Source organism: Tepidanaerobacter acetatoxydans Re1 (assembly GCF_000328765.2).
Lineage (GTDB): Bacteria > Bacillota > Thermosediminibacteria > Thermosediminibacterales > Tepidanaerobacteraceae > Tepidanaerobacter > Tepidanaerobacter acetatoxydans.
In genome coordinates this window covers 109,399-129,917 of the sequence record NC_019954.2, presented here as the reverse complement: position 1 = coordinate 129,917, position 20,519 = coordinate 109,399, and the positions used below count along the sequence as shown (strand labels likewise).

Annotated in this window: 16 protein-coding genes and 2 pseudogenes; 1 reads left to right on the top strand and 17 read right to left on the bottom strand. The window is 37.6% G+C overall.

Annotated features, from left to right (window positions below; translation table 11 throughout):
* Positions 1–176: 176 nt before the first annotated feature.
* A pseudogene (locus TEPIRE1_RS14330) lies at positions 177–1,051 on the top strand (DUF1002 domain-containing protein).
* Positions 1,052–1,163: 112 nt separating this feature from the next.
* Here the strand turns inward: TEPIRE1_RS14330 and TEPIRE1_RS00585 are convergent.
* The 17 genes and pseudogenes from TEPIRE1_RS00585 to TEPIRE1_RS00500 all read right to left on the bottom strand — a co-directional run bounded on the left by TEPIRE1_RS00585 (position 1,164) and on the right by TEPIRE1_RS00500 (position 20,270).
* Positions 1,164–1,475 (bottom strand): DUF4387 domain-containing protein, encoded by a 312-nt coding sequence (locus TEPIRE1_RS00585; protein WP_013777252.1) that lies wholly within the window; start codon positions 1,473–1,475, stop codon positions 1,164–1,166.
* A 1-nt stretch (position 1,476) separates the two neighbouring features.
* Positions 1,477–2,847, bottom strand: a complete 1,371-nt coding sequence (locus tag TEPIRE1_RS00580) for an acyclic terpene utilization AtuA family protein (protein WP_013777251.1) — start codon at positions 2,845–2,847, stop codon at positions 1,477–1,479.
* A 25-nt stretch (positions 2,848–2,872) separates the two neighbouring features.
* Positions 2,873–4,113 (bottom strand): annotated as a pseudogene (locus TEPIRE1_RS00575) (methylaspartate ammonia-lyase).
* A 13-nt stretch (positions 4,114–4,126) separates the two neighbouring features.
* The gene (locus TEPIRE1_RS00570; protein ID WP_013777249.1) at positions 4,127–5,581 is read right to left on the bottom strand and encodes a methylaspartate mutase subunit E; all 1,455 of its coding nucleotides are present in this window, start codon (positions 5,579–5,581) and stop codon (positions 4,127–4,129) included.
* Positions 5,582–5,600: 19 nt separating this feature from the next.
* Entirely contained in the window at positions 5,601–6,995 is a 1,395-nt protein-coding gene (gene glmL / locus TEPIRE1_RS00565) for a methylaspartate mutase accessory protein GlmL (RefSeq protein ID WP_013777248.1), read from the bottom strand.
* A gap of 30 nt (positions 6,996–7,025) precedes the next feature.
* Positions 7,026–7,448 carry a methylaspartate mutase subunit S gene (glmS, locus tag TEPIRE1_RS00560; RefSeq protein WP_013777247.1) on the bottom strand — a complete coding sequence of 141 codons (423 nt, stop codon included), beginning with the start codon at positions 7,446–7,448 and terminating at the stop codon, positions 7,026–7,028.
* A 376-nt stretch (positions 7,449–7,824) separates the two neighbouring features.
* Positions 7,825–8,088 (bottom strand): CRISPR-associated endonuclease Cas2, encoded by a 264-nt coding sequence (gene cas2 / locus TEPIRE1_RS00550; protein WP_013777246.1) that lies wholly within the window; start codon positions 8,086–8,088, stop codon positions 7,825–7,827.
* 559 nt (positions 8,089–8,647) lie between these two features.
* A complete protein-coding gene (locus tag TEPIRE1_RS00545; RefSeq protein ID WP_013777245.1) occupies positions 8,648–11,137 on the bottom strand; it encodes a CRISPR-associated helicase/endonuclease Cas3 in 2,490 nt (829 codons plus the stop codon).
* Between the two features lie 53 nt (positions 11,138–11,190).
* Positions 11,191–11,955: a CRISPR-associated protein Cas5 gene (cas5, locus tag TEPIRE1_RS00540; RefSeq protein ID WP_013777244.1), complete on the bottom strand. Its 765-nt coding sequence runs from the start codon at positions 11,953–11,955 to the stop codon at positions 11,191–11,193.
* A gap of 2 nt (positions 11,956–11,957) precedes the next feature.
* Positions 11,958–13,010 carry a CRISPR-associated protein gene (locus TEPIRE1_RS00535; RefSeq protein ID WP_013777243.1) on the bottom strand — a complete coding sequence of 351 codons (1,053 nt, stop codon included), beginning with the start codon at positions 13,008–13,010 and terminating at the stop codon, positions 11,958–11,960.
* Between the two features lie 60 nt (positions 13,011–13,070).
* Positions 13,071–15,170 (bottom strand): TM1802 family CRISPR-associated protein, encoded by a 2,100-nt coding sequence (locus tag TEPIRE1_RS00530; protein WP_013777242.1) that lies wholly within the window; start codon positions 15,168–15,170, stop codon positions 13,071–13,073.
* A gap of 266 nt (positions 15,171–15,436) precedes the next feature.
* Positions 15,437–16,177: a CRISPR-associated endoribonuclease Cas6 gene (gene cas6, locus TEPIRE1_RS00525; protein ID WP_013777241.1), complete on the bottom strand. Its 741-nt coding sequence runs from the start codon at positions 16,175–16,177 to the stop codon at positions 15,437–15,439.
* Positions 16,178–16,581: 404 nt separating this feature from the next.
* Positions 16,582–17,301: a hypothetical protein gene (locus TEPIRE1_RS00520; RefSeq protein ID WP_013777240.1), complete on the bottom strand. Its 720-nt coding sequence runs from the start codon at positions 17,299–17,301 to the stop codon at positions 16,582–16,584.
* Positions 17,302–17,316: 15 nt separating this feature from the next.
* Entirely contained in the window at positions 17,317–17,739 is a 423-nt protein-coding gene (locus tag TEPIRE1_RS00515) for a Fur family transcriptional regulator (RefSeq protein ID WP_013777239.1), read from the bottom strand.
* On the bottom strand, positions 17,730–18,542 hold the full coding sequence (locus TEPIRE1_RS00510) for a metal ABC transporter permease (protein ID WP_013777238.1): 813 nt from the start codon (positions 18,540–18,542) through the stop codon (positions 17,730–17,732). Before TEPIRE1_RS00510 ends, TEPIRE1_RS00515 begins: the two co-directional genes overlap by 10 nt.
* A complete protein-coding gene (locus TEPIRE1_RS00505) occupies positions 18,539–19,366 on the bottom strand; it encodes a metal ABC transporter ATP-binding protein (RefSeq protein ID WP_013777237.1) in 828 nt (275 codons plus the stop codon). The genes TEPIRE1_RS00510 and TEPIRE1_RS00505 overlap by 4 nt, the downstream gene beginning before the upstream one ends.
* A complete protein-coding gene (locus TEPIRE1_RS00500) occupies positions 19,356–20,270 on the bottom strand; it encodes a metal ABC transporter solute-binding protein, Zn/Mn family (RefSeq protein WP_013777236.1) in 915 nt (304 codons plus the stop codon). The genes TEPIRE1_RS00505 and TEPIRE1_RS00500 overlap by 11 nt, the downstream gene beginning before the upstream one ends.
* Positions 20,271–20,519: the final 249 nt, after the last annotated feature.

Genomic DNA, 20,519 nt, shown 5'->3' with positions numbered 1-20,519 from the left:
CTTATTAAAAACCTATGAATAGCGACTCACGCATTTTATTATATCATATTTTTTACAGTTTTTCTACTATTGCAATAAAATAAACTCCTACTAATTTGAATAGCATAACAATATAGGTTATAATTTTGTTCAGAGTTAAGTGCTCCTATTTGTAAAAATAAACCAAATGGAGGTTTATGCTTATGAAGAAATTAATATCTATGCTGATTATCACAAGCATCTTAATTACCCTCATGCCTCTTGGCGTTTTGGCGGATCAGGCTGATGTGGTAATCTTTGGTGCTGATATTACTCAATCTCAGCGCCAAGAAATGCTCAAAATCTTCAACGCCAATGAAAATGATGTAATGATATTAACCGTTACTAATGATGAGGAGCGGGAATACTTAGAGGGGCTGGTACCGGAACAGCAGATTGGTACACGGGCTATCTCCTCCGCTTATGTCAAACTTGCTCCTAAAAATTCTGGTATAAAAGTCGAAACTTATAATATAACTTGGGTCACAAAAGAAATGTATGCAAATGCTATGGTTACTGCCGGTATTGAAGATGCTGAAGTTATCGCAGCAGCACCATTTAAGGTATCAGGCACTGCAGCTCTCACTGGTATTATGAAGGCATTTGAAAAGGCGAGTGGCAAAAAGCTGAACCAGGAAGCAAGAAAACAGCCAGCGAGGAATTAGTATTAACAGGGGATCTCGGCGAAGAGATAGGAAAAGATAAAGCCGCAAAACTTGTACAAGATGTTAAAAAGCAAGTTGTAAAACAAAAAATCAAAAACCCTGAAGATATACGCAATGTGATTAAAAAAATAGCTGCAGAACTTGACATAGAACTTACAGAAGAACAAATCAATCAAATCATGGATTTGATGAAAAGAATCAGCAAGCTGGACCTTGATATAAATAAAATAAGCAAACAATTAGATAAAATAAGTTCTACACTGGGCGATGTGAAAAAAACCGTAGAAGAAAACAAAGGGCTTATTCAGAAGATTTTAGATGCAATAAATCATTTCTTACGTTGGCTTCAAAGTGTGTTTAGCTCTTAAGCTTAAAATAAGATGAGCACGGCAGCCACATTTCTACATCGCAATACTTTTATGAGTAATGCAAAAAGCCCGAACTCCTTGAAATATTAGGGGTTCAGGCTTTTTTATTTGTTTAAACTTCAATGCCAAGGAGCGGGGCATGCTGCTGGGCGCCGTAGACATCGCTTTCTCCTACCGCGCCTGCCACAAGGGGCCTTTTTATTGTGATTTTTATTGCTTTTGCCGGATCGAAGTTTATTATCGATATTATGTCTTCTTCGGGTATTTGGTAAAGGCTGCTGATAAGTTTTTTGTTTATGATGTTTTTCTGCTTTACATTCTCGTATGAGTCAAAGTCTTTAAAGATTATATCCATTGTAAGTTCATATGGACCTGAGTTTTTACTCCTTATAACTTCGGCTACTTCTGTAATCGGAATGCCCATTTTATTCACTTCCTTTTATTGTTTTGACGGTAATGGGAAAGTATTCCTTTGGATCCTCTACTGCCAGCAGGTGATAAATGCTAAATTCATACACTTCTCCCGCCTCTATGTCAGATGGCGAGTAGCGAAGGGCTAGATTGCCCGCGGTAGCTATTCTGCCGGGGTAGCCGTAGTGCAGGAGGCTTGAACGAGTAAAGCTGCAAATTGTGTTGGCCATTTCCTGGGTTTTGGCTACTACTTCGATTATGATGCCAATCTCATGTGAGGGTTTATCCTTTAACGGCTCAAGTTTGCCCATTACCCCGTCTTTTCCGTATAGTGCAAACAGTATCTGGTAATCATCGCTTTTTATATTTGAAAAATTATTTTTTGCCATATCTTTGACTGCTTCCAAAATATCATCAATTTGATTTATCATTATGGGATCTCTTGTCCCTGCAATAGAAATCGTGCGATAGCCGGTTTTTTTGGCGCCTTCAAGTTTTATGGTGTATTCTTCAGATGGTATGAATTTACTGCCGCTGACCTTTACACGCCTTTCATCTATCTGAGTAAACTCTGTTTCTTCCAGATTGATTATCCCTCCCGGTCCATGCAATCTGTATGGATCGTCTTTTTCATAGAGGGTGTGTGCTGCTATGGATGTGACGGTGCACTTTCTCTTTGGGTTTAAGGCTTCTAAGATAAAGCAGTCATGCCTTAATGTGCCCATCATGCAGTCGCTGCCGCTTCCGGGGGTTGCGGCTATGCTGGCGCATTCAAGTATTTTACCCATATGAAGTGCAAGCCCTTTCGGAAATCCTGCTTTAATGCAGGGTGCGGCAAAGGCGGTAGGGTCAAATGCGCGTCCTGCCAAAACCAAGTCTACATCATTTTCTAATGCATCTATGATGGGCTCTACTCCCATCTGAGCCACTATCCGCGTCGTCTCTTCTATGTCCTCTCGGCTAAGTTCTCCTGCCGGAGCAAGCGGCTCGATTTTTCCTTCCTCATATTTTTTTAAAATCTCTTCCTTAGGTATCTGTGCCTCTATGACTGCGACTTTAAGTTCCAGATTTTCTTCTCTTGCTATTTCTTTTATAATATCTTCAGTCCAGTATAGGTGCTCATTTGCTCCTGAGCCTCCGGCTGTACCCACTAGCACAGGTATTTTAAGTTTTTTTCCGGCTTTTAGCATAAGCTTTAAATCCCTTTTTACTGCCTGCCGGTCGGTAAAGGATACTCCCGCCCCAAGGTAGTATGGGCCGGGGTCGGTAGAACCTGCGTCCACCGCTATAAAATCCGGATGTTGCTCAAGCCCTCTTTGAAAGGACTCTTCCGGAAATCCGTAGCCAAGTATGGCAGTTGGCGAAAGAACTTTCAACTCTTCCAATCAGAAGACCTCCTATTTTGTATTTTTAGTTGTTTTTAGATTTTAAAAGAGCAAGTACTCTGTTCATCTCGTTATATACAATCATCATACCTTCATCCACTCCCATGCCGGGCTTTGCAAGTATCTGGCAGGGTCTTGTGGCAAGGGCGATATCCGTGCATATCTGAGCCGAGCGGTCGGTTTCATTGCATGTGCCGCCCTGGTATGCGCCTATTTTATGCTCCTTGCAGTAGAGCACCGCCTCAATGGTATTGTTTATGCCGCCCAAATCTGGCGTTTTTACCTGAATCATGTCTGCAGCACCCTCATCCACAAATTCCTTGATGTCTTCTAAAGTATTGCACCATTCATCGGCTACAATTTCAACCTTGATATTTCGCTTTTTAAGGCTCTCCCTAAGCAGCTTTAATTGCTTTAACTGCTCATATTTACTGCCTGCATCTATAGGGCCTTCAATTCTTAGCATAAATGGCGATGCCGCTTTCTCAAGTTTTTCAAAATAATCCGTTATGGCGCAAATATCACCGTCAAATGCCTCGCCGATTGTTCCGTAAACATCTATGTGAAATATGGCTTATAGTCGTCGCCTGCTATTTGGTAAATTCTTTGTTTTAGCCAGTTAATATATTCTATAAGCTTTTCACCCTGCTTGCCGAGTTTTGAAACATTGTTTATAAGGGCATGCGGAAGAACATCCACCCGCTTTATTATCATCTTATCTGCATTTGTATAGCGGTCATCGCCGCTTTGGGCGAAAATGGGAACTGGTATGAGTTCTAATTCAAGGCCGTATTCTTCTGCTACCACTTCTGTGCGCGTTGTATTTTTCGCCTTAGCAACTGCATCCAGGATTGCTTGGGTGATTCCATAGCGCAAAGCTGTGTGAAGGCTTTTGCCGTCGATTTTGTAGCTGTCTATTTTATCTGCAAGTCTCCTAAAGCTGTCAAGCTCCTCTCCTATCAATATCGGCCTTATTTCATTTTCAATAACCGGTATAAAATCTTCTGCTAAAAACAACGGATCCCGACCGCCGGCTCCCGAGTATTGGACAGCGGCGCAGTCTCCGTAAGCCATCTTGCCGTCATCTGTTATTATCATTACTGAAATAGATTCCCCTGCCTGCCTTACATCTGTAAATCCTTTTGTTTTTGGTGTGCCTTTGTAAATAAACCCATCCTCTTTTGCATCGCTTTTAATTGCCGCCTGATCGTCGAAATAAAAGCCGGCAAGACCTTTAGATGCTATAACTTCCTTAATTTTACTCATTGCCTTGTCTCCTTCATGCAATTTTAGAATCCATTCTTCCTACAAGCATTCCCTGTCCTATTGCGTATATATCGTCTATGACCATTTGAAAGCTTACTTCTCTGTTTTCTGCCTTGGCCCTTTCAGCTAATTTTCTTCTGTGGAATTCTTTTATTTTATCATCAAAGGGAATTGAGCCGAAATTCAAAAACCTGACCGCTCCGCTGTTGTCCCGGGCAGGCAAGATTTTTCCGGCATTAAACTGGCTGGGCGCAAAGGGAACATCAAGTACCCCTGCTTCAAAGGCTCTTACTGCACCTTTTGCCCAATCTCCTTCTCCAAGTTCATACACCTTGGATAAAATCTGCCGTGTTTCTCTTTTTATAATCTCTTTTTCTTTTTCAAGTTCCTGGCTGGAAATCATCCTCTGGTCTTTTAGCATGTTGATTACCTGTCTTGTAGCTCTTAAGCCTTCGGCATTCGCCTCTTTTGTGGGCACGCCAAATGCTTCATGAGGTGTTTTTACAATAACCTTAGTAGCCTTGCTCAACGCTGCAGTGGCAGCTCCCCAAGATATAACTCCGAAGGCTTGAGCTTCATCCTGCGGGAATCCGCCCATCCATTGATGAAAAGCCGTAGTCAGCATAACATCATAATCTTTTAGATATTCCGCTGACAGCTCTTTTAATGTCTCAACAGCTGCAACATCCTGGATTAAATTGCCGCACTGGCCGTATCCGAGGGTAATATTTCGAACACCCTGCTCTGCAGCAAGGAGTCCCTCAATGATTCCTATGCTGTGAGATATACAAGGAGGAACCAGCGTTCCGGTCAGCGGGCCGAAGGGTTCTCTGTTTAAAGAAATCCCGTTTTCTTCGTAAATGCCTACAAGCCTATCCACATACTGCCAATAATAAATCGATTGTTCAATAGAGATTTTCTTGGCATATGGCACGTTATAGGATATACCGCCGCCTTCAAAGTCTGTAAAACCTCCTGCCAGTGTAATTTCAGCTAGCAGCCGAGCATCAGGAGTTCCGTGTCTTACCTGAACAGGACAGTCTACAGATTCAATTACTTTTCTGCATTTTTTTACGCCGTAATTTACTGCGGGAAAACCGTTCAGCAGCGACCGCCCTGCTTTTTCGCTTTCTTTAATGCCTTTTTCGGCTTCTTCATACCTGTTTTGCCTAGTGTAGCTGTCTATTGTGGTAGGCAGCACATCTGCCTTTCCTTTCTGCCTGAGGAATTTCAAAAGTTCTATATGTTCATCAAGCAGGGCTACACCGGCCCGAGGTTGTATCAGTGTATTATTTTTAGTGGCAGCCTCCCGCAGCTTATTTGTCATAATTTGATTTTTGGGAAGGTTTTGGTGATACCTTACTGCTTCCTCAAAATCTACTTCCTTTCCCGTGGGCCACTGATTTAAAACCTCCTGCCTCATTTCACTAAATTTTTTCATATCCCATTTTTTATTTTGAACTTCCATAGTACATGCCTCCTTAAAATTAAAGCTCTTTAAGATATTTTTTTGCCAAGTTTAAAGCCTTGTCAGGCGCGATTTCACTTAATAACCCTAAAGATGATAAAAGGTATTTTTCATCAAGAAGCATTTTGGGATTTTCCGGTGCCAGCACTTCCGGCCGGCTGCTGTCGTATAGGCCATGTCTTAATATTTCCTTTGGATTTTCGCTGTATATGAGGACTCCGCCGGTTGCTATCATAAAATCAAGCTTTGTAAGGTCTTTCCCATGCTGAACATATGCCGCACCGAATGGGCTATAGACTGTTTCGATTCTTCCTACATGTCTTTTGACTGCAAGGTCTGTTGCAGCTTTTGCGATTCCGCAATCTATTTGTTTGTCCGTTTCATTACAAGGCACATAATCTGTATCAATGCTTATTTTTTTGACATACTCTTGCAAGGTTTTTTCATCCATACCGCAGGGAAGGTAATTTTTCAACATATTCTTGATGCCGACTTCTTCGACCAGTGCCAAGGCGCTGTAGCGCATCCCGAGGTCCCCTTCCACGGTCCTTTTTATAAAAGGTTCTTCAAGACCTCTTAACGTCACCCCTGCCTTTGTCGGCTCTCCTGTTGCAGCAGAATCCACATCTGTTGTAGCTCCCCCGATATCGACAATCATAACCTCTCCATACCCTGCCTCATTATCGCTCCCCTTGGCAAGAAGCTCAGCCGCCTTCATTACCGCTGAAGGAGTGGGTATGATAGGGCTGTCTACATAATTACTTACTTTTGACAGGCCTTTGGCATAAATAATCTTGCTTAAAAAAACTTCTCTGATAATCTTTTTGGCAGGTTCGATGTTCAGGCATTCAAGTTTAGGCATTACATTTTCGGTAACATAGACTTCTTTAGAGGCTGCACGCAGGGCTTTTTCGGCAGCAGATGCCGCTGTTTTGTTGCCTGCAACGATTATCGGGGCATCAACTTTAAGTTCTGCAAGTTTTTCAGCATTATGTATTATCACATCTTTATTGCCGCCATCGGTGCCGCCTGCAAGCAGAATTATATCCGGCGAGTACCTTGCTATTTGATTCAGCTCATCATCTGTCAGCTCATAGCAAAACACATGTCCTACCTTAGCTCCTGCACCTAGTGCTGCTCGCTTTGCGGCTTCGGTCGTTAGTTCAGGCACAAGGCCCACTGCTACCATCTTAAGACCGCCTGCCGCACTGCTGCATGCAAGTTTGTGTTTTGCCTTTGCAGGATCGATTCCCATTGCTTTGAGTTCTTCGAGGGCCTTATTTATCCCTATATTTACATCTTCAGCTACGGTAGTTGCCGCTTGTGCCCTGGCTTTTAGCTCGACGGTTTCCAAATCTACGGCAGTCACTTTTGTATAGGTGCTTCCAATATCTATAAGTAAGGCTAGTTCCATTCTCACACCTCTTTGTAAACAAAGATTATCTTATTTAATCCCTAAATCATTTTTTAAATCATTAATAGGTATTTCAGGCAGTGTCCCTGGAGGATAAACCCTGTCAAATCCCATGTCTAAAAATTTCTTTTCAGTAGCCGGCCAATCTTGTTTTCCAACCACCAGATTGCCGCCTACATATAGGATCACATCACCTAAGCCTGCTTCAACGCATTTTTCCTTAAAACCTTTGCAGTCAAGCTCTCCATGTCCATATAGCGAAGACACCAAGATGGCATCGGCATCGGTTTCAATGGCGGCATTGATAAAATCTTCCTGTGATGATAAAACTCCGATGTTTACCACATTAAAACCGGCTTCACTAAAGGCTTCATCGAGAATTCTAATACCTACTGAGTGCACATCAGAACCTATAACTCCTAGCACAATCGTTTTTTTATCGTCGTATTTCAATTTATATCACCTCATTAATAATTGTTTAATTGAAGTAACGTATACAGAATATTCCGTATTTTTGAATGCCAGGTTTCCTGTATACAATGACGCAAGAATATTAAATTCAAAATTGTAAATTAGCCTTGCTGCAAGCACAAATTAAAATCTTAATTTGTGTTTTTATTTGGGATATATACGCATACATGAAATACTGTCCTTTTGTATACAGAATACATAATCCCCTTTGTTTTACTATACCACATATTATAAATTTTGTATTATGCTTTTTTTCTAAAAATATTAATATTATCATGTTTCCTGCCGGAAACTCCATTTTCTTACTGCAATCTGCTTTATGCTTGCATTATATAAGTTTTTCGCCGCATTAGCCAAATCAAATAAATAATTCATCTCCGCCCTTTTTTATCCCCATGCTCTGCCTCTCAGAATACTTAGTTGTTCGCAATATATAAAATATGACCGAATCCTCATCTTCATCGATAACTCGCTTTAATTCTAGCTTTAGCTTTTTGAAATTCGCAGCAGAAATTTCCCCTTCCAGCACAGAATTTTGCACCCAGGTTAAATACTTCCGACATATTTTCAGGACCTTCGCCACTCGCTTTTCCCCAACATCATACACCAATATGATAAACATCCATCTCACCCTTTAAGCATTTTGTTTCGGCAGACAACAACTTTGCCATAGCGTGTTACCTGTTTAAGTTTAATATATCAAATTTTCAACGACATAAAAATAAACCCATAAAAAGGGTTTAAATTTATAAAGGAAAAGTGTGCAAATACGGGAAAGCCAAATAATTTACTATTTATTTAAGCATAGAAACAAGAAGATGTGAGCCCTTATAGGTAGGCTAAAAACGCGTCTCTCCGCATCGATTAAGTAATGGAGTTAAATATTTGTTTCAATCCCTTATAGGTAGGCTATAAACCTGGGTCTTAGTGAACTTCTGGCAGATTTTAAATTTAGTTTCAATCCCTTATAGGTAGGCTATAAACCCGTAATTTGGGGTAAAAAATAAAGAAAGAGCGAGAAAAATAATTTGTTCAATTTTCTATTAATAATTTCTACATTAAATCGAAAAGTCCTTCTTTTCCATTTCTATTCTTTATTTGAGTGTGATTTTAGGTTGTCGTCGACCTCCAGGGGTTTTTGCACCATTCCCATCGACAACTTTTTTGTATCGGATTTTATATTAAATGAATCCGTCACCGCTTTCATCTTTAAAACCCGTATCTTCATCATAATAATCATCACATTTGGTTGGAGGCACCCAGTACAAACTAGATTCTATATTTCCTCTCTCTTTAAATTCCACAGGTCTATTTTCTTTTAATCGTGAGACTCTTACTTGAATTATATAATCATGCATTTTAGCCATTATAAGCCTAAGCAAAGCCTTTCTTTGAAACACATTAAGTGTTTTCTCAAATTGGTCTGATTTAAAGTCGGGAAATATTTTAGATAAATCGTAATCAAAACTATCTTTATATCCTAATACTTGTTCATATGCATCTGCTAAATTCGTAGCAGACAGTTCTTTTTCTATAAATACATCGTAAACTTCGCCCGGTGACTCTATAAGCTTAAATTCTTCTAGCTTATCAAAATCCAACTTTAATATTCCATCATTCCAAATTCTCTTTGACGCATCATCTACTCCCTCTTTAAGGATTAAATCGTAATATCTCTTAGTTAAACTAACATAATCAGTTTCTTTTATCTCTTCTTGCGCCGTTAACAGCTCTTTGAGTAAATTTATAGTAACTTCACGAAGCGATAAATCATAAATATAATGGCTATCATTTTCTAGCTGAATAATATATACTGGAGAATAATTGCCTTTTTTCCCTTGTCGATTAACCCTGCCGGCTGTCTGAACAAGAGAATCCAGAGGGGCAAAATCCCTAAATGCCATATCAAAATCTAGATCTACGCCTGCTTCTATAGTTTGAGTTGAAACCAGAATAACCGGCTGCTCACTTTCCAACAAATCTTTAACTTCTTGAATCACATCTCTTCTTTTTAAAGGAATAATATTCGTAGAAAGATAATATACTGGTAATTTAAAACCTCTCAGTGCTAGTTCTTCTTTGATTTTCTTATAAACATCTATACTTCGTTTAATCGTATTGACAACAATTAGGCAAGATTTTGTGTAATCCCATTTATTAAAAAATACATCAAGGAAGTCTTCTGTGTCCAATACATTTTCTAAAAGCGGTACAAATTTAGTCCTAGTCAAACACTTAAAATATTCTTCATGGTTTGGTAAAAGCTCTATGCTCTCAATTTGTTTTGAATTTTTTTCAGTGTATTGCAAAAGCATACTGCCGAATTGAAGAATCTTGGGCTGTGTAGCAGTCATTAAAATAAATCGTGTTCCGTAATATTTCGCAATCATCTGAAGTGAAGCTCCTATTAAAGGCATATATTTTTCAGGGATTGCTTGAATTTCATCCAGAATTACAATGCTTCCGGCAAGTTTATTAATTTTTTTTAACATTTTATTTGTGCTGGAAAACAGAGATTGAAATAATTGGACAAAGGTTGTAAGTATAACATCTGCTTCCCATGACTCAGTTTCTAAAAGAACTCTATCCACCGGTATTGTTTCATCTTTAGATTTAGCCACTCCAAAATCAGATAATCTATGGTGGACAGCTATTTTACACTCTTTCCCCATTACATTTTCATATTCTAACTTATTTTGCTCGATAATATTTATAAACGGGATAGCCGTAATTATCCGTGGAGTATATCCTTCTGTTTCTGCTATTTTTTGCTGGAGGTCAAGAGCACACTGAAGAGATGAGAGGGTTTTCCCTATCCCTGTAGGTGCTGTTATCGTAAAAAACCTTACATTCTTTAATGCGTCATTACTTAAACTCTCAACTACTTCTATCATGCTTTTTCTTGCTTTTTCGCGATTATTAATTAATTCTGTATCTGACTTCTTGCCATGTTTACTAAAAATATAGCTAGTAACGTTTTCCGGTGGAACGGTGGATATTTTTTCACTTTTTATATTTGCCGAGTCTAATTTGTCAGTATCTATTAACATTGAAAACAAATAAATGAGCAGAAAATACCACTTTGGATTACTTATTCGACTATTATTAAACATTAATGGGATTCGTTCAAGAGAGAAAGCATTAGCCTTGAATTTTTCAATATCAATCAGCGCACGAAATTCTTCATCTGACATGTCTTGAGCAAGTCCTAAGTCCTTTATAATTTCATTGCTTTTGTCACTTATATTTTTGCTTATAGGAATTAAGTCCTCCCATATTCCATAATTAAATAATCCTTTGCATTTTAATGATGTATGGTGCAGCCTTATACACGTATAAATAAAAAAAAGTAACGTTTTGTCAGAGTCAAATCGCGATGTTGCTTTGTTGGATAAATACGAGTAAGCAAAGCATGCTGAAATGTGAGCGTGATTTTTCAGAGGACTACTTATTCCTTTTTGTAAGTAATCTTGGAAATAAATGCTATACTTGCCCAAATCATGAAAATATCCCGTCCAATAGCAAATCTCTTCAATCTTTGAGCTATCCAAATCATCAAATACAACACATGGCAATACTCGAGTTTTGGCTAATGTAGCTACTGAAGTTAAATGCTCATTCAAAAATTGTTTTTCTTGTTTTCCTTTATCGTAATGAGCTAAATATTGCATTTTATTTCACCTTTTTAAGGCACTGGAGGATAAACTTTCTCCAGTGCCTTTTTTTATTCTAACCATGTAATAACTTCACCATTATCTAAACTGACAAATGAATCTACTACAGCAGGTATATAGTCGCCATTAACATTTATTAATATTTCTTTTAATCCTTCTTTAGTGATACGCCTCTGCTGGTCAAATTCTAAAGGCACTTCTTCTTTTATCAATTTATACACCTTGTTAGTATTAATCTCATCAACTTTAATTTCTTCTATGTTATGTATGGGTATGGAAGATGATACTAGTTTTTTTGACTTGACAAATTTTTCTTCTGCTTCTAATATTTCTCCCTTTTCTATCCAACCCAAATTAAATGCACTGCCCAGAGCTACACAGGACCATTTGCTTTCATAAAATGGAGAGCAATCATTTATTATACTTTCAACATCGCTCATTATTTTGTTGTCGCAATGGTGAAACCATATTTTATAATCAATATATCCTGACCTGATATCCTGGGGAATTACCAGCTCTGTGGCAGTCTGGCTATGATTTTCTTGAGATCCGTTTAAGTCTTGGACGGATTTAATCATAAGGTAATTTAACTTTTGCATAGTCTTTTTTAAGGGACTGCATGAAGTTATGGTTATTTTGCAATTGTCTAGAGAAAAGTCGTCATAATATCCGTCTCTTTCTAGTCCTAATAGCCCTGCTATAATGCCGCATATCGTGGTTCTTGGAGGCACAAAATATGAAAGAGCTGATGCGTTTGAGTAAAACTTTCTAAAATGAGCCATCTTGCCCTTTAAATGAAATGAAATAACCTTCATGTTTATTCCTCCGTTTTTATAGGAGCCAAAAGATCTATGTTTTCAAATTCAGGTAAATTCATGAAGCTTTCGTTGGGAATAAAAGGATTTACCCAACCTATCACTTTGTCTATATAGCCTTTATTTTTCACATTATTTATAGCATCATTTAATCGGCTAAAGTCTACTTTAATATCGTCTAGACTCCTTATAGCATAAGTTGCATATTCAACATTTAAAAATCTCCTTAAATCGCCCAAGTAGCCGTCAAATTCAGGAGCATAAAGGATCTCTAAGTAAAATATCGGTTCTTGACCTTGCTTGCTGTCTGTTTGATTTGCCATTAGACTTTGACCTAAAGCTTTTCTGAATAATTCTCTATCCTTTTCTGTCATCCCTGTCAGTTTTGCATTATATTTATTTATTGTGCCGTAATGGGCCATTAAAGCATAATAGAGTTTGTATTTTTTCCCAAAGGTCGAGTTATCTTCGTTCATTATAGAAGTGATTGTATTTGACTTAATCAATTCTACTGGATGGAGTGAATAACCCCAGTTCAATTGAACAGGGCCGGTAAAAGTTTTACTTACGCCTTCAACAGCCATGGCGCTGCCGAAAAGGCGTATATCTATAAGTTCTTTTTTGATTATTTCAGTTAGAAAAATATTATTCAATCTTATGAAATCTTTATTTTTCTTTAACTTTTCCTTTTTCTCATTATATTCTTTGTTAGGATTCTCTGTCGTTCCAAATACTTTTTCCCATTGGACTTTTAAGTTTGGATTTTCTTTAAAAAGAAGTTCTATATTTCCCGAATTTTCCAAGAAAGTATCTGTTATGTACTCCAACATTTTGTCCATGGGAACTTTTTGATCTGCAAGTGTGTCAACAAAAATTTTGTAACCTTTGTTTTTTAAAAAATCTCTTACATCTCTTTTTCTCCTAGCATCACTTACTAGTGCTGTCGAAGTTTCGTAATCCATTCTAGGCTTATTTTCCTGGTCTGGATCCCCGTTGGGATTTGACATTGTAGCTTGAAAGCCAAAGAGAAAATCGCTGTTCTGGTTTATCAACATGAAAATCGTCCTTTCCTTAATTAATGTATAATATTTGGCTATTTATCGTCATTGCTCTTCTCATTCTTCTATGCGATCCTCGCTTACTTCTTCCTCATCACCTACTCCGATCTCTGCTTCTTCCTCTTCCTTAGTAAAATCAAGTGCTTTATTGCCTACCATATATGAATATCCAGCCATTATATAAAATACATTAGCCCTATCATCAAGTTTCCAATCGCCGTCAAGAGACCCATAGTAATAGTGAAATCTATTCATAATAGCTTCTGTAAATAACGTCATTTTGTTGTATTGGATTAATTTTTCCACTACATCTTGATATAAGCCATATACTTCTTTCGCATTCATTCCTTGAAATTGTATTTTTTTCAAGATAGGTTTCTTCTTATGTTCCTTTTCCATCTGCGCCATCGCTACTCGATTTACCAAAACTCCTAAATAAAACATGGCTTTGGCATTGTTATTAAAGCCTTGGCGTTTTAAAAATTCTTCTATTCGCCTAATTAACGCATTGACTTCTTTTGAAGGCGTTTCAAAATTATCCATAAAATCATCTTCCTCCTCTTTTTGAAATTTAAATACTTCTCTATCTAACAAATTTAACTCCTGACAAGCTTTAAATAAAACTATATAGCCGAATATTAACCTCTTTATAAAAAAGTCTTCATATCCATTTAAATATCGCGTTAAACCCATATTGTAGTAATTGTTAATAGTCGCTTTTTCTAATTGCTTTATCCCTTTTTCTAACCCTTCTAACGCATAATCAAAAAGAGTTCTGCTGCTAATTTTTTCGCCAGACAAAATGGCTTTATAAAGTGATAAAACTCTCCCTACATCAATCTGCTTACCTTTATCATTTACTTTTACCGGGATGAGTCTGTACACAGAACCTAATGAAAAATTTTTTATATGAGGTTTTAATTCATTTGTTATATTCGCAAAAATTTCCATTATTTTCTCTAACCTTAGCATTGGAACATCTTCGATAGTTTCAAGAACTGTAAGCGAAGTGCCGTCTGTTCTGTAAATTATAAAATTTACTAAGTATTGCCGGACACCGCTTAAATCTTGTTCACTTTTAATAGTTTCAAACCACTCTTTAGCATCACTACTTTTAAATGCTAGATCCACATCTTTCTTTAGAATTCCTAGATAGTTATAATCAAAATCTCCCAATAATCCTTGGGGTATAATAAAAACATCTTCTCCGGCAATTTTGCTCCTAAAATCCATTGATATTACCTTCTCGCCCGCCTTGAGTTTTTGATAGCAATCAATACATATAGAGTATACCTTGTCATAATCAGATTTTTTCAAAAATGGAGATGTATTTATCGTTGTTGTCGTAAAAATTTTATTAATCCCTGTTCTGCTAAATTTTTTAGAGTATTCACTCGAGACGTCCGGACCTTCTTTTTTACAAATGTAGCAAATTCTTTTATTTTTATTTGAATCTTTAGTTAAATTTTGGTTTGAGCCTAGCTTATTTTCTCTTCTAACCAATTCCAAATATTCATCATGAGTAGATAGTATTATTTCATGGCCATCTTCAGTTATTACTTTGGGTACTATCAGAACAAATTTATTTTTCTTATTAGCATCTTGTAGAAATATCCGGATAAAATCTTCAGGGTGATAGCGCTTGCCCTCAAGGTAAATATCATTAACATCACTTTTCCCCCTACCTAACTTTATATCCTTGACTTTTCCGGATTTTGCTAAGGATAATTTCTCTAGATTAAAGCAATTTTCTCCCTGTTTTTTTCCTAACTTGACAAGTTTCTTTTCTTCCATCTTTTTTATAAGCTTTGCAAGTTCTCCATTTTCTAGATCATTTTTTGATAAACTTATATAGAGTTCATTAAAAGTTCTGGTTAGTAAGTATCTTAGGGATTTGCTATCTCTTGTAAGATAATACTGCGCACCTGAACCTGAATTATTGCCAAAGTAGTAATACTCATTTACCGAGTCTTCGGTTAGTTTCTTATTTAGCTTAAAATAAATTTCTTCTTTTGCTAAATCCATAACCAGAAAAACTATATAAGGCGTTTCATCATCTTTGACTTTTTTAATGCTCTTCATTAGAGGGGTAAATTCATCTTGGAATCTTTCGGAAGCACTTTCCCCTATTAATGCAGTCAGTTTTGGAATACTCATTTTTAGCACTTCCTTTTAATATGTTTTTATTGTTATCTTAATATGTATTTTATACTTTATATCAAGAATTGTCAATAATTTTTAATAAGCTTTAATTTTTTTTATTAGTATTATATAATATGTATAATTAATTGCCCTAAAGGGAATTGAAATATATGATTTTATTGTTACAATTCTAGTATACCTATAAGGGTTTAAGAAGGGAGAGCTTAATTAAGCTCTTCACTTCTTTTTTAACAGAAACTATTTTAATACCTATTTAATACCTATCCTTCCACCTCCACGCACCCGAATCCTTGGCTGTTTTTGCTGCCTAGACCGCTTTCTACTGCTATTTGTAGGAGAGGAGCGGGACCTGAAAGGATAAATCTTCCTGAGTAGCCTTTTATTATTGTGTTTTTGTATTTTATTATCGAAAGTTTTGGCTGTCTTAGAGGTTCTAATTTTACATTCCCTTCAGGAGGCTCTGTTTTATGAAATGCTATGTATTTTTTCCGAAGATTTTTTTCCATGATTTCATCAAAATCTTTTTCTCCAGGTTCAAAATAGCAGGTATATTTCCTGCCATCTGGCCTCATCAAAGTGCTATAGACGACAATAGGCGATAGTGTGCTTATTTGTATTTTATCTTGGTAAATCATATCCTTTGCAAAAGAGACATTCGTAACTTGCATATTTGTATTTCCCAACCTTACAGTCGATTTGAGCAAGAGGCCGTTGGCAAGTGATGTGCAAAAATTTCTGTAAGGCGATGTTACTACTAGCGATACCGGCTTCTGCAATATGATTTTTTCCTTTCCCTTATCTATTTCATAGGTGCCCATAAGTCTGGAAAAGGCGAACATTTTAAAGGATCTTTTTTCATAAGAAAAGCCTTTCTCATGCAGAAAATTACTGATATCTTCATCCAGTGAATCATATATCACGGCCTGCACTATATGATTATAGTGAATAGGCAATGTTAGGTACTGACCGTTTTCTGGCCAAAAGTAAATTTGTTGTCTCAACTTTTAACCTCCATTATTTTTGTATTTTAAAATCGACAATAATTGTGTTTTATTTTCTCCGTGCTAAAATAATTAATAACTTTATCAAACATTGTGATTTTTTGTCTTTTATATATATTCCACCTTTTCCAAAAAACTCCTCCTTAAAAAAGGACTTTTATCTGAGTTATTAGTTAATTTTGGTATGGGAGATTTTATGGTCTAAGTTTTAACTTGGAATCTTGGCTTTGGTGTTAAAATCTGTTCTTGCGGATATGGGCAACTGATATTTGATTCTTATAAAAATAAGCCATGCATATAAGCAAGATAGCTTTTTGCTTATATGCATGGCTTTGGGTTTTTGTTATGCTGGGCTTTTATGTAACATTTAATAGCCCTTTACTTTTTGCCCTGAATTTTAATGTTCAACTTAAGAATTGGAATGTTTTTATAATTTTATCGAATAGTTCTTGTTCTTCTGAATCTAACTCCAGCGCGTAAAAGCTCATAATAAATACTTGTTTGCCGTCGGTAAGGTAGTAGGTATGCGGATACCACATCTCGATATCTCCGCCGTATGGATAAGACTTCAGTATTATTTTTACGCCGGTCAGATCCCCGACTTTTATGTTTTCACGAGATATCAATTCACACTCGCTGTTTGGCTCCCAATTATCCAACAGGCTTTGACCTTCTTTCATAATTATCGTGGGCAGCAGTTCAGCTACTTTTGCACCGTTTTCGTCGGTAAAAATGCTGTAATCCACATTCCAGTTGCCGGGAAAGTTCAGCGAATATGAGATAATCGGACTATTTTCGCGAAAGGAATATGATTCCCAATCTTCGGTAGTATAAGCATAATCTTTAACTATGAGTTCTTTCCATCCTTGAATTTGCTTTGAGTCTTGCACTTTAAACATTGTTTCACTGTCTGCATTTTCATCAGTCAAATTGCTATTTGTATCACCGATATTTTCATCGGGGGATGCTGCTTGATTGGGCACAGGTTCGTTTTCATTACCGACGGAAGAGGTATCTGGCGGTTGAGATACTACCGGTTTGCTGTCATTTTCTTTAGCACAGCCGGCAAGTATTAAAATCGTAACCAGCATAAGTATCAGAAGTCTTTTTATGAGCCGGTTCATTGTGTAATACCTCCTTTACTCCTTTATTTTTTTACTGCATTTGTTGCAATAGCCGTAAATCTCAAATCGATGTTCCGTCGGGGTAAAGCCTTTACGGCTAAGTTCCTTTTCTATATTTCCCATCGGACAGTAGTCAAGGGGAATTGACGCTCCACATTTTTTACAAATTACATGGTGGTGGTGCCCTTCCTCGCGACGAAGTTCGTATAGAATTCCACCGCTTTCCGGAGTAATTCGACACAAAATTCCTCTTTCAAGCAGCAAATCAAGATTTCGATATATTGTTGAAAAATTAATGTTTGGCAGTATTTTGATAACTTCAGTGAAAATATCTTGGGCACTTAAAACACCATCAGAGCTTTCAAGCACATTGATGATAGCCTTGCGCTGCGGAGTCACCTTTAACCGCTGTTTTTTTAAAAGTTCTTCTACATCCATTGCTTTACAGCCCCCTTTACACAAAGTACAATCATTAGTATGGCTGTAGCAATCAAAACTATGGTTCCGCCAGGGGCCAAATCGAATATGAAAGATGTATAAAGACCGGATACAACAGAAAAAATCGCTACCCCAACGGCTATAATAAAAGTCGATTTGAAGCTTTTTGCTAGTTGCATGCCAACAGCAGCCGGTATGACCATTAAGGCCGATATCAGCAAGGCTCCTACCACTCGAATGGATAAGGCTACTACCAGAGCTGTCATAAGGGTGAAATACATGTTGACCGCTTTAACCGGTATGCCGGAAAGCCTTGCTGCTTCTTCATCGAATGTAATGGAAAAAAGTTCCCTATATAATAATATCATAGAAAACATTATGATGAAACCTAATATTGCAATAAGTAGAAGATCCTGGGATGAAACAGCCACTAAGCTGCCGAATAAATATGACATCAGGTCGGCATTAAAGGATTTTCCAATACTTATGAACACTACCGCAAGGCCCATCCCTCCGGATAATACCACTGCCAAAGCCACCTCTGCGTATTTACTGAAGGCCGACCTTATAATTTCTATTAAAACGGCGGCAGCACCCGAGAAAATCAAAGCACCGTAAAACGGATAAATCCCTACAAGCATGCCGCCAGCTACTCCTGCCAATGCTGCGTGAGATAGGCTGTCGCCTACCATGGACATGCGCCTTAACACAATAAAAACGCCCATAACTGATGCCAGCAGTGCTGTAATGATTCCAGCCATAAAGGCTCTTTGCATAAAATCAAAACTAAGGATATACATCATATTCTTCCCCTTGCACCTTCCCCTATTAATCTAGACGCTAAAATTCCGGAAAGGTTCCCATTATTTTCATAAATATTTATGTTGCCATCTTCCATATAGCCAACCTTTGTAGCTCTTTTTATGGCTGCGTCAATATCATGGGTTATCATGACAATTGTCATGCGGTTTTTATGAAGTTTGGCAAGCATTTCGTAAAATTCCTGCTGCGAGACTGCATCAATGCCGGTTGTAGGTTCATCGAGAAAAAGAGCCTCCGGTTTTTTAACCAGCGCCCTTGCTAAAAATACTTTCTGTCTTTGTCCGCCTGAAAGCTGACCAATTAGTCTATTGGAAAGGTCTGTGATTTTTACCGCAGCAAGGGCTTCGCCGGTGGCTGCTTTTCTCTCGGCTTTATCAAACAACCTGCCGAATCCTGTGTAATATCCCGATGAAACTATTTCCTCCACCGTGGCAGGAAAGGATGTATTCGTATTTGCAGCTTGCTGAGATATATAGCCAATCTTGCTCCACTCCTTAAAATGCCGGACATTTTGTCCGAATATCTTAACTTCTCCGGCTTTAGGAGTAAGCAATCCCAGCATAATCTTAAGTAAGGTCGACTTTGACGAACCGTTTGGGCCGAGAATCGCTATAAAGTCGCCTTTTTCAACTGTAATATTTATATTTGTTAAGACTAAAGTACCATTGTATGAAAAATCGACATTTTTAAGGCTTATGACCTCATTGTCTTTGATTTTAGATGTATCAATGATATCCTCCATATCATCACCGGCTTCACCGTCATATACCCTTCCAAAACCCGCACATAAACTATTACTGCTCATAGCTCAACACTCGCTTTAATACTTCTAAATTTTTTTCCATAACAGAAAAATAGTCTTCTCCGGCTTTTACCTCATTCGGTTGAAGGGTTCCCAAGGGATTTATAATTAAAATTTCTGCTCCGATTTCATCGGCAAGTGTTTGTGAAAGCTTGGAAACTTCCCCCGGTTCATCCAGTATATACTTTATTTTCTTAGCCTTGCAAAACTCTACCAGCTCTGCCATCTTCTTCGGCGATGGCTCTTCCTGCGGCGAAAGGCCGGTAATAGCTGTCTGCTCAAGCCCATAGCGGCGAGCCACATAACCTAAAAAGGAATGTGATGTTACTATGTTTTTTTCAGAACTGCTTGATATTATTTCATTTAAGTTTTTATCAAGCTCATCGAATTTTTGCATAAGGTTGTTAAGATTTTCCTGATATACTTCACTGTGCTCCGGGTCTTTTGCGACAACTCCGTCAAAAATCTTTTGTGCCATCTCCTTGGCCATTACAGGGTCGAGCCAGATATGCGGATCATTGTTCTCTATGAGGCCTTTACCGGCTTCTACAACAGCAACACCCTTTTTATCCAAATCTCCTGCCATTTTTTTTGCCCATAGCTCCATGCTTTCACCTAAAAAGATAAATATATCACCATCATAAATCATCGCCGTCTGTTTGGGCGAAGGTTCAAAGTCATGAGGTTCGACTCCTGCCGGCATGAGATTTTCCACCTGAGCATTATCGCCCACAATCTTCTTGGTGAAATCATACAGCGGATAAAATGTGGTGTAGATTTTAAGACTGTTTTGCTGATCATTAGGCTGGTTGGGTAGCACCACCTGACTATTGTTAGAACAAGCTGTGGTAAGAACTGATATAGATAAGATTAATAATAACACTAAAAATGATTTTGCTATTTTCATTTTAATTCCTCCAATTGCAAAAGGTTTGCATTTGCGTTTTATATTATATATTCTTTCACATGCTTATGTCAATTATTCTTTAAAAATTTTAATATAGCAAAATGCATTGTATAAATCTCCCCTTTGCTATATCTATATATACGGGCTCTATATAGAGAAGGGATATTTTTATTTCAAATATGCTTTATGTTTTGAACCTATAAAAATAACTCCCTTAATGTACAGACAGTTTTATCGTTCTCAGCTGTC

What these genes read in the sequence shown, in the direction of transcription:
- TEPIRE1_RS00585 (WP_013777252.1), bottom strand. Translation starts at nt 1,475, where the DNA reads ATGGGCATTCCGATTACAGAAGTAGCCGAAGTTATAAGGAGTAAAAAC.
- TEPIRE1_RS00570 (WP_013777249.1), bottom strand. Translation starts at nt 5,581, where the DNA reads ATGGAAGTTCAAAATAAAAAATGGGATATGAAAAAATTTAGTGAAATG.
- glmL (WP_013777248.1), bottom strand. Translation starts at nt 6,995, where the DNA reads ATGGAACTAGCCTTACTTATAGATATTGGAAGCACCTATACAAAAGTG.
- cas2 (WP_013777246.1), bottom strand. Translation starts at nt 8,088, where the DNA reads ATGTTTATCATATTGGTGTATGATGTTGGGGAAAAGCGAGTGGCGAAG.
- TEPIRE1_RS00545 (WP_013777245.1), bottom strand. Translation starts at nt 11,137, where the DNA reads ATGCAATATTTAGCTCATTACGATAAAGGAAAACAAGAAAAACAATTT.
- cas5 (WP_013777244.1), bottom strand. Translation starts at nt 11,955, where the DNA reads ATGAAGGTTATTTCATTTCATTTAAAGGGCAAGATGGCTCATTTTAGA.
- TEPIRE1_RS00535 (WP_013777243.1), bottom strand. Translation starts at nt 13,010, where the DNA reads ATGTTGATAAACCAGAACAGCGATTTTCTCTTTGGCTTTCAAGCTACA.
- TEPIRE1_RS00530 (WP_013777242.1), bottom strand. Translation starts at nt 15,170, where the DNA reads ATGAGTATTCCAAAACTGACTGCATTAATAGGGGAAAGTGCTTCCGAA.
- TEPIRE1_RS00520 (WP_013777240.1), bottom strand. Translation starts at nt 17,301, where the DNA reads ATGAACCGGCTCATAAAAAGACTTCTGATACTTATGCTGGTTACGATT.
- TEPIRE1_RS00515 (WP_013777239.1), bottom strand. Translation starts at nt 17,739, where the DNA reads ATGGATGTAGAAGAACTTTTAAAAAAACAGCGGTTAAAGGTGACTCCG.
- TEPIRE1_RS00510 (WP_013777238.1), bottom strand. Translation starts at nt 18,542, where the DNA reads ATGATGTATATCCTTAGTTTTGATTTTATGCAAAGAGCCTTTATGGCT.
- TEPIRE1_RS00505 (WP_013777237.1), bottom strand. Translation starts at nt 19,366, where the DNA reads ATGAGCAGTAATAGTTTATGTGCGGGTTTTGGAAGGGTATATGACGGT.
- TEPIRE1_RS00500 (WP_013777236.1), bottom strand. Translation starts at nt 20,270, where the DNA reads ATGAAAATAGCAAAATCATTTTTAGTGTTATTATTAATCTTATCTATA.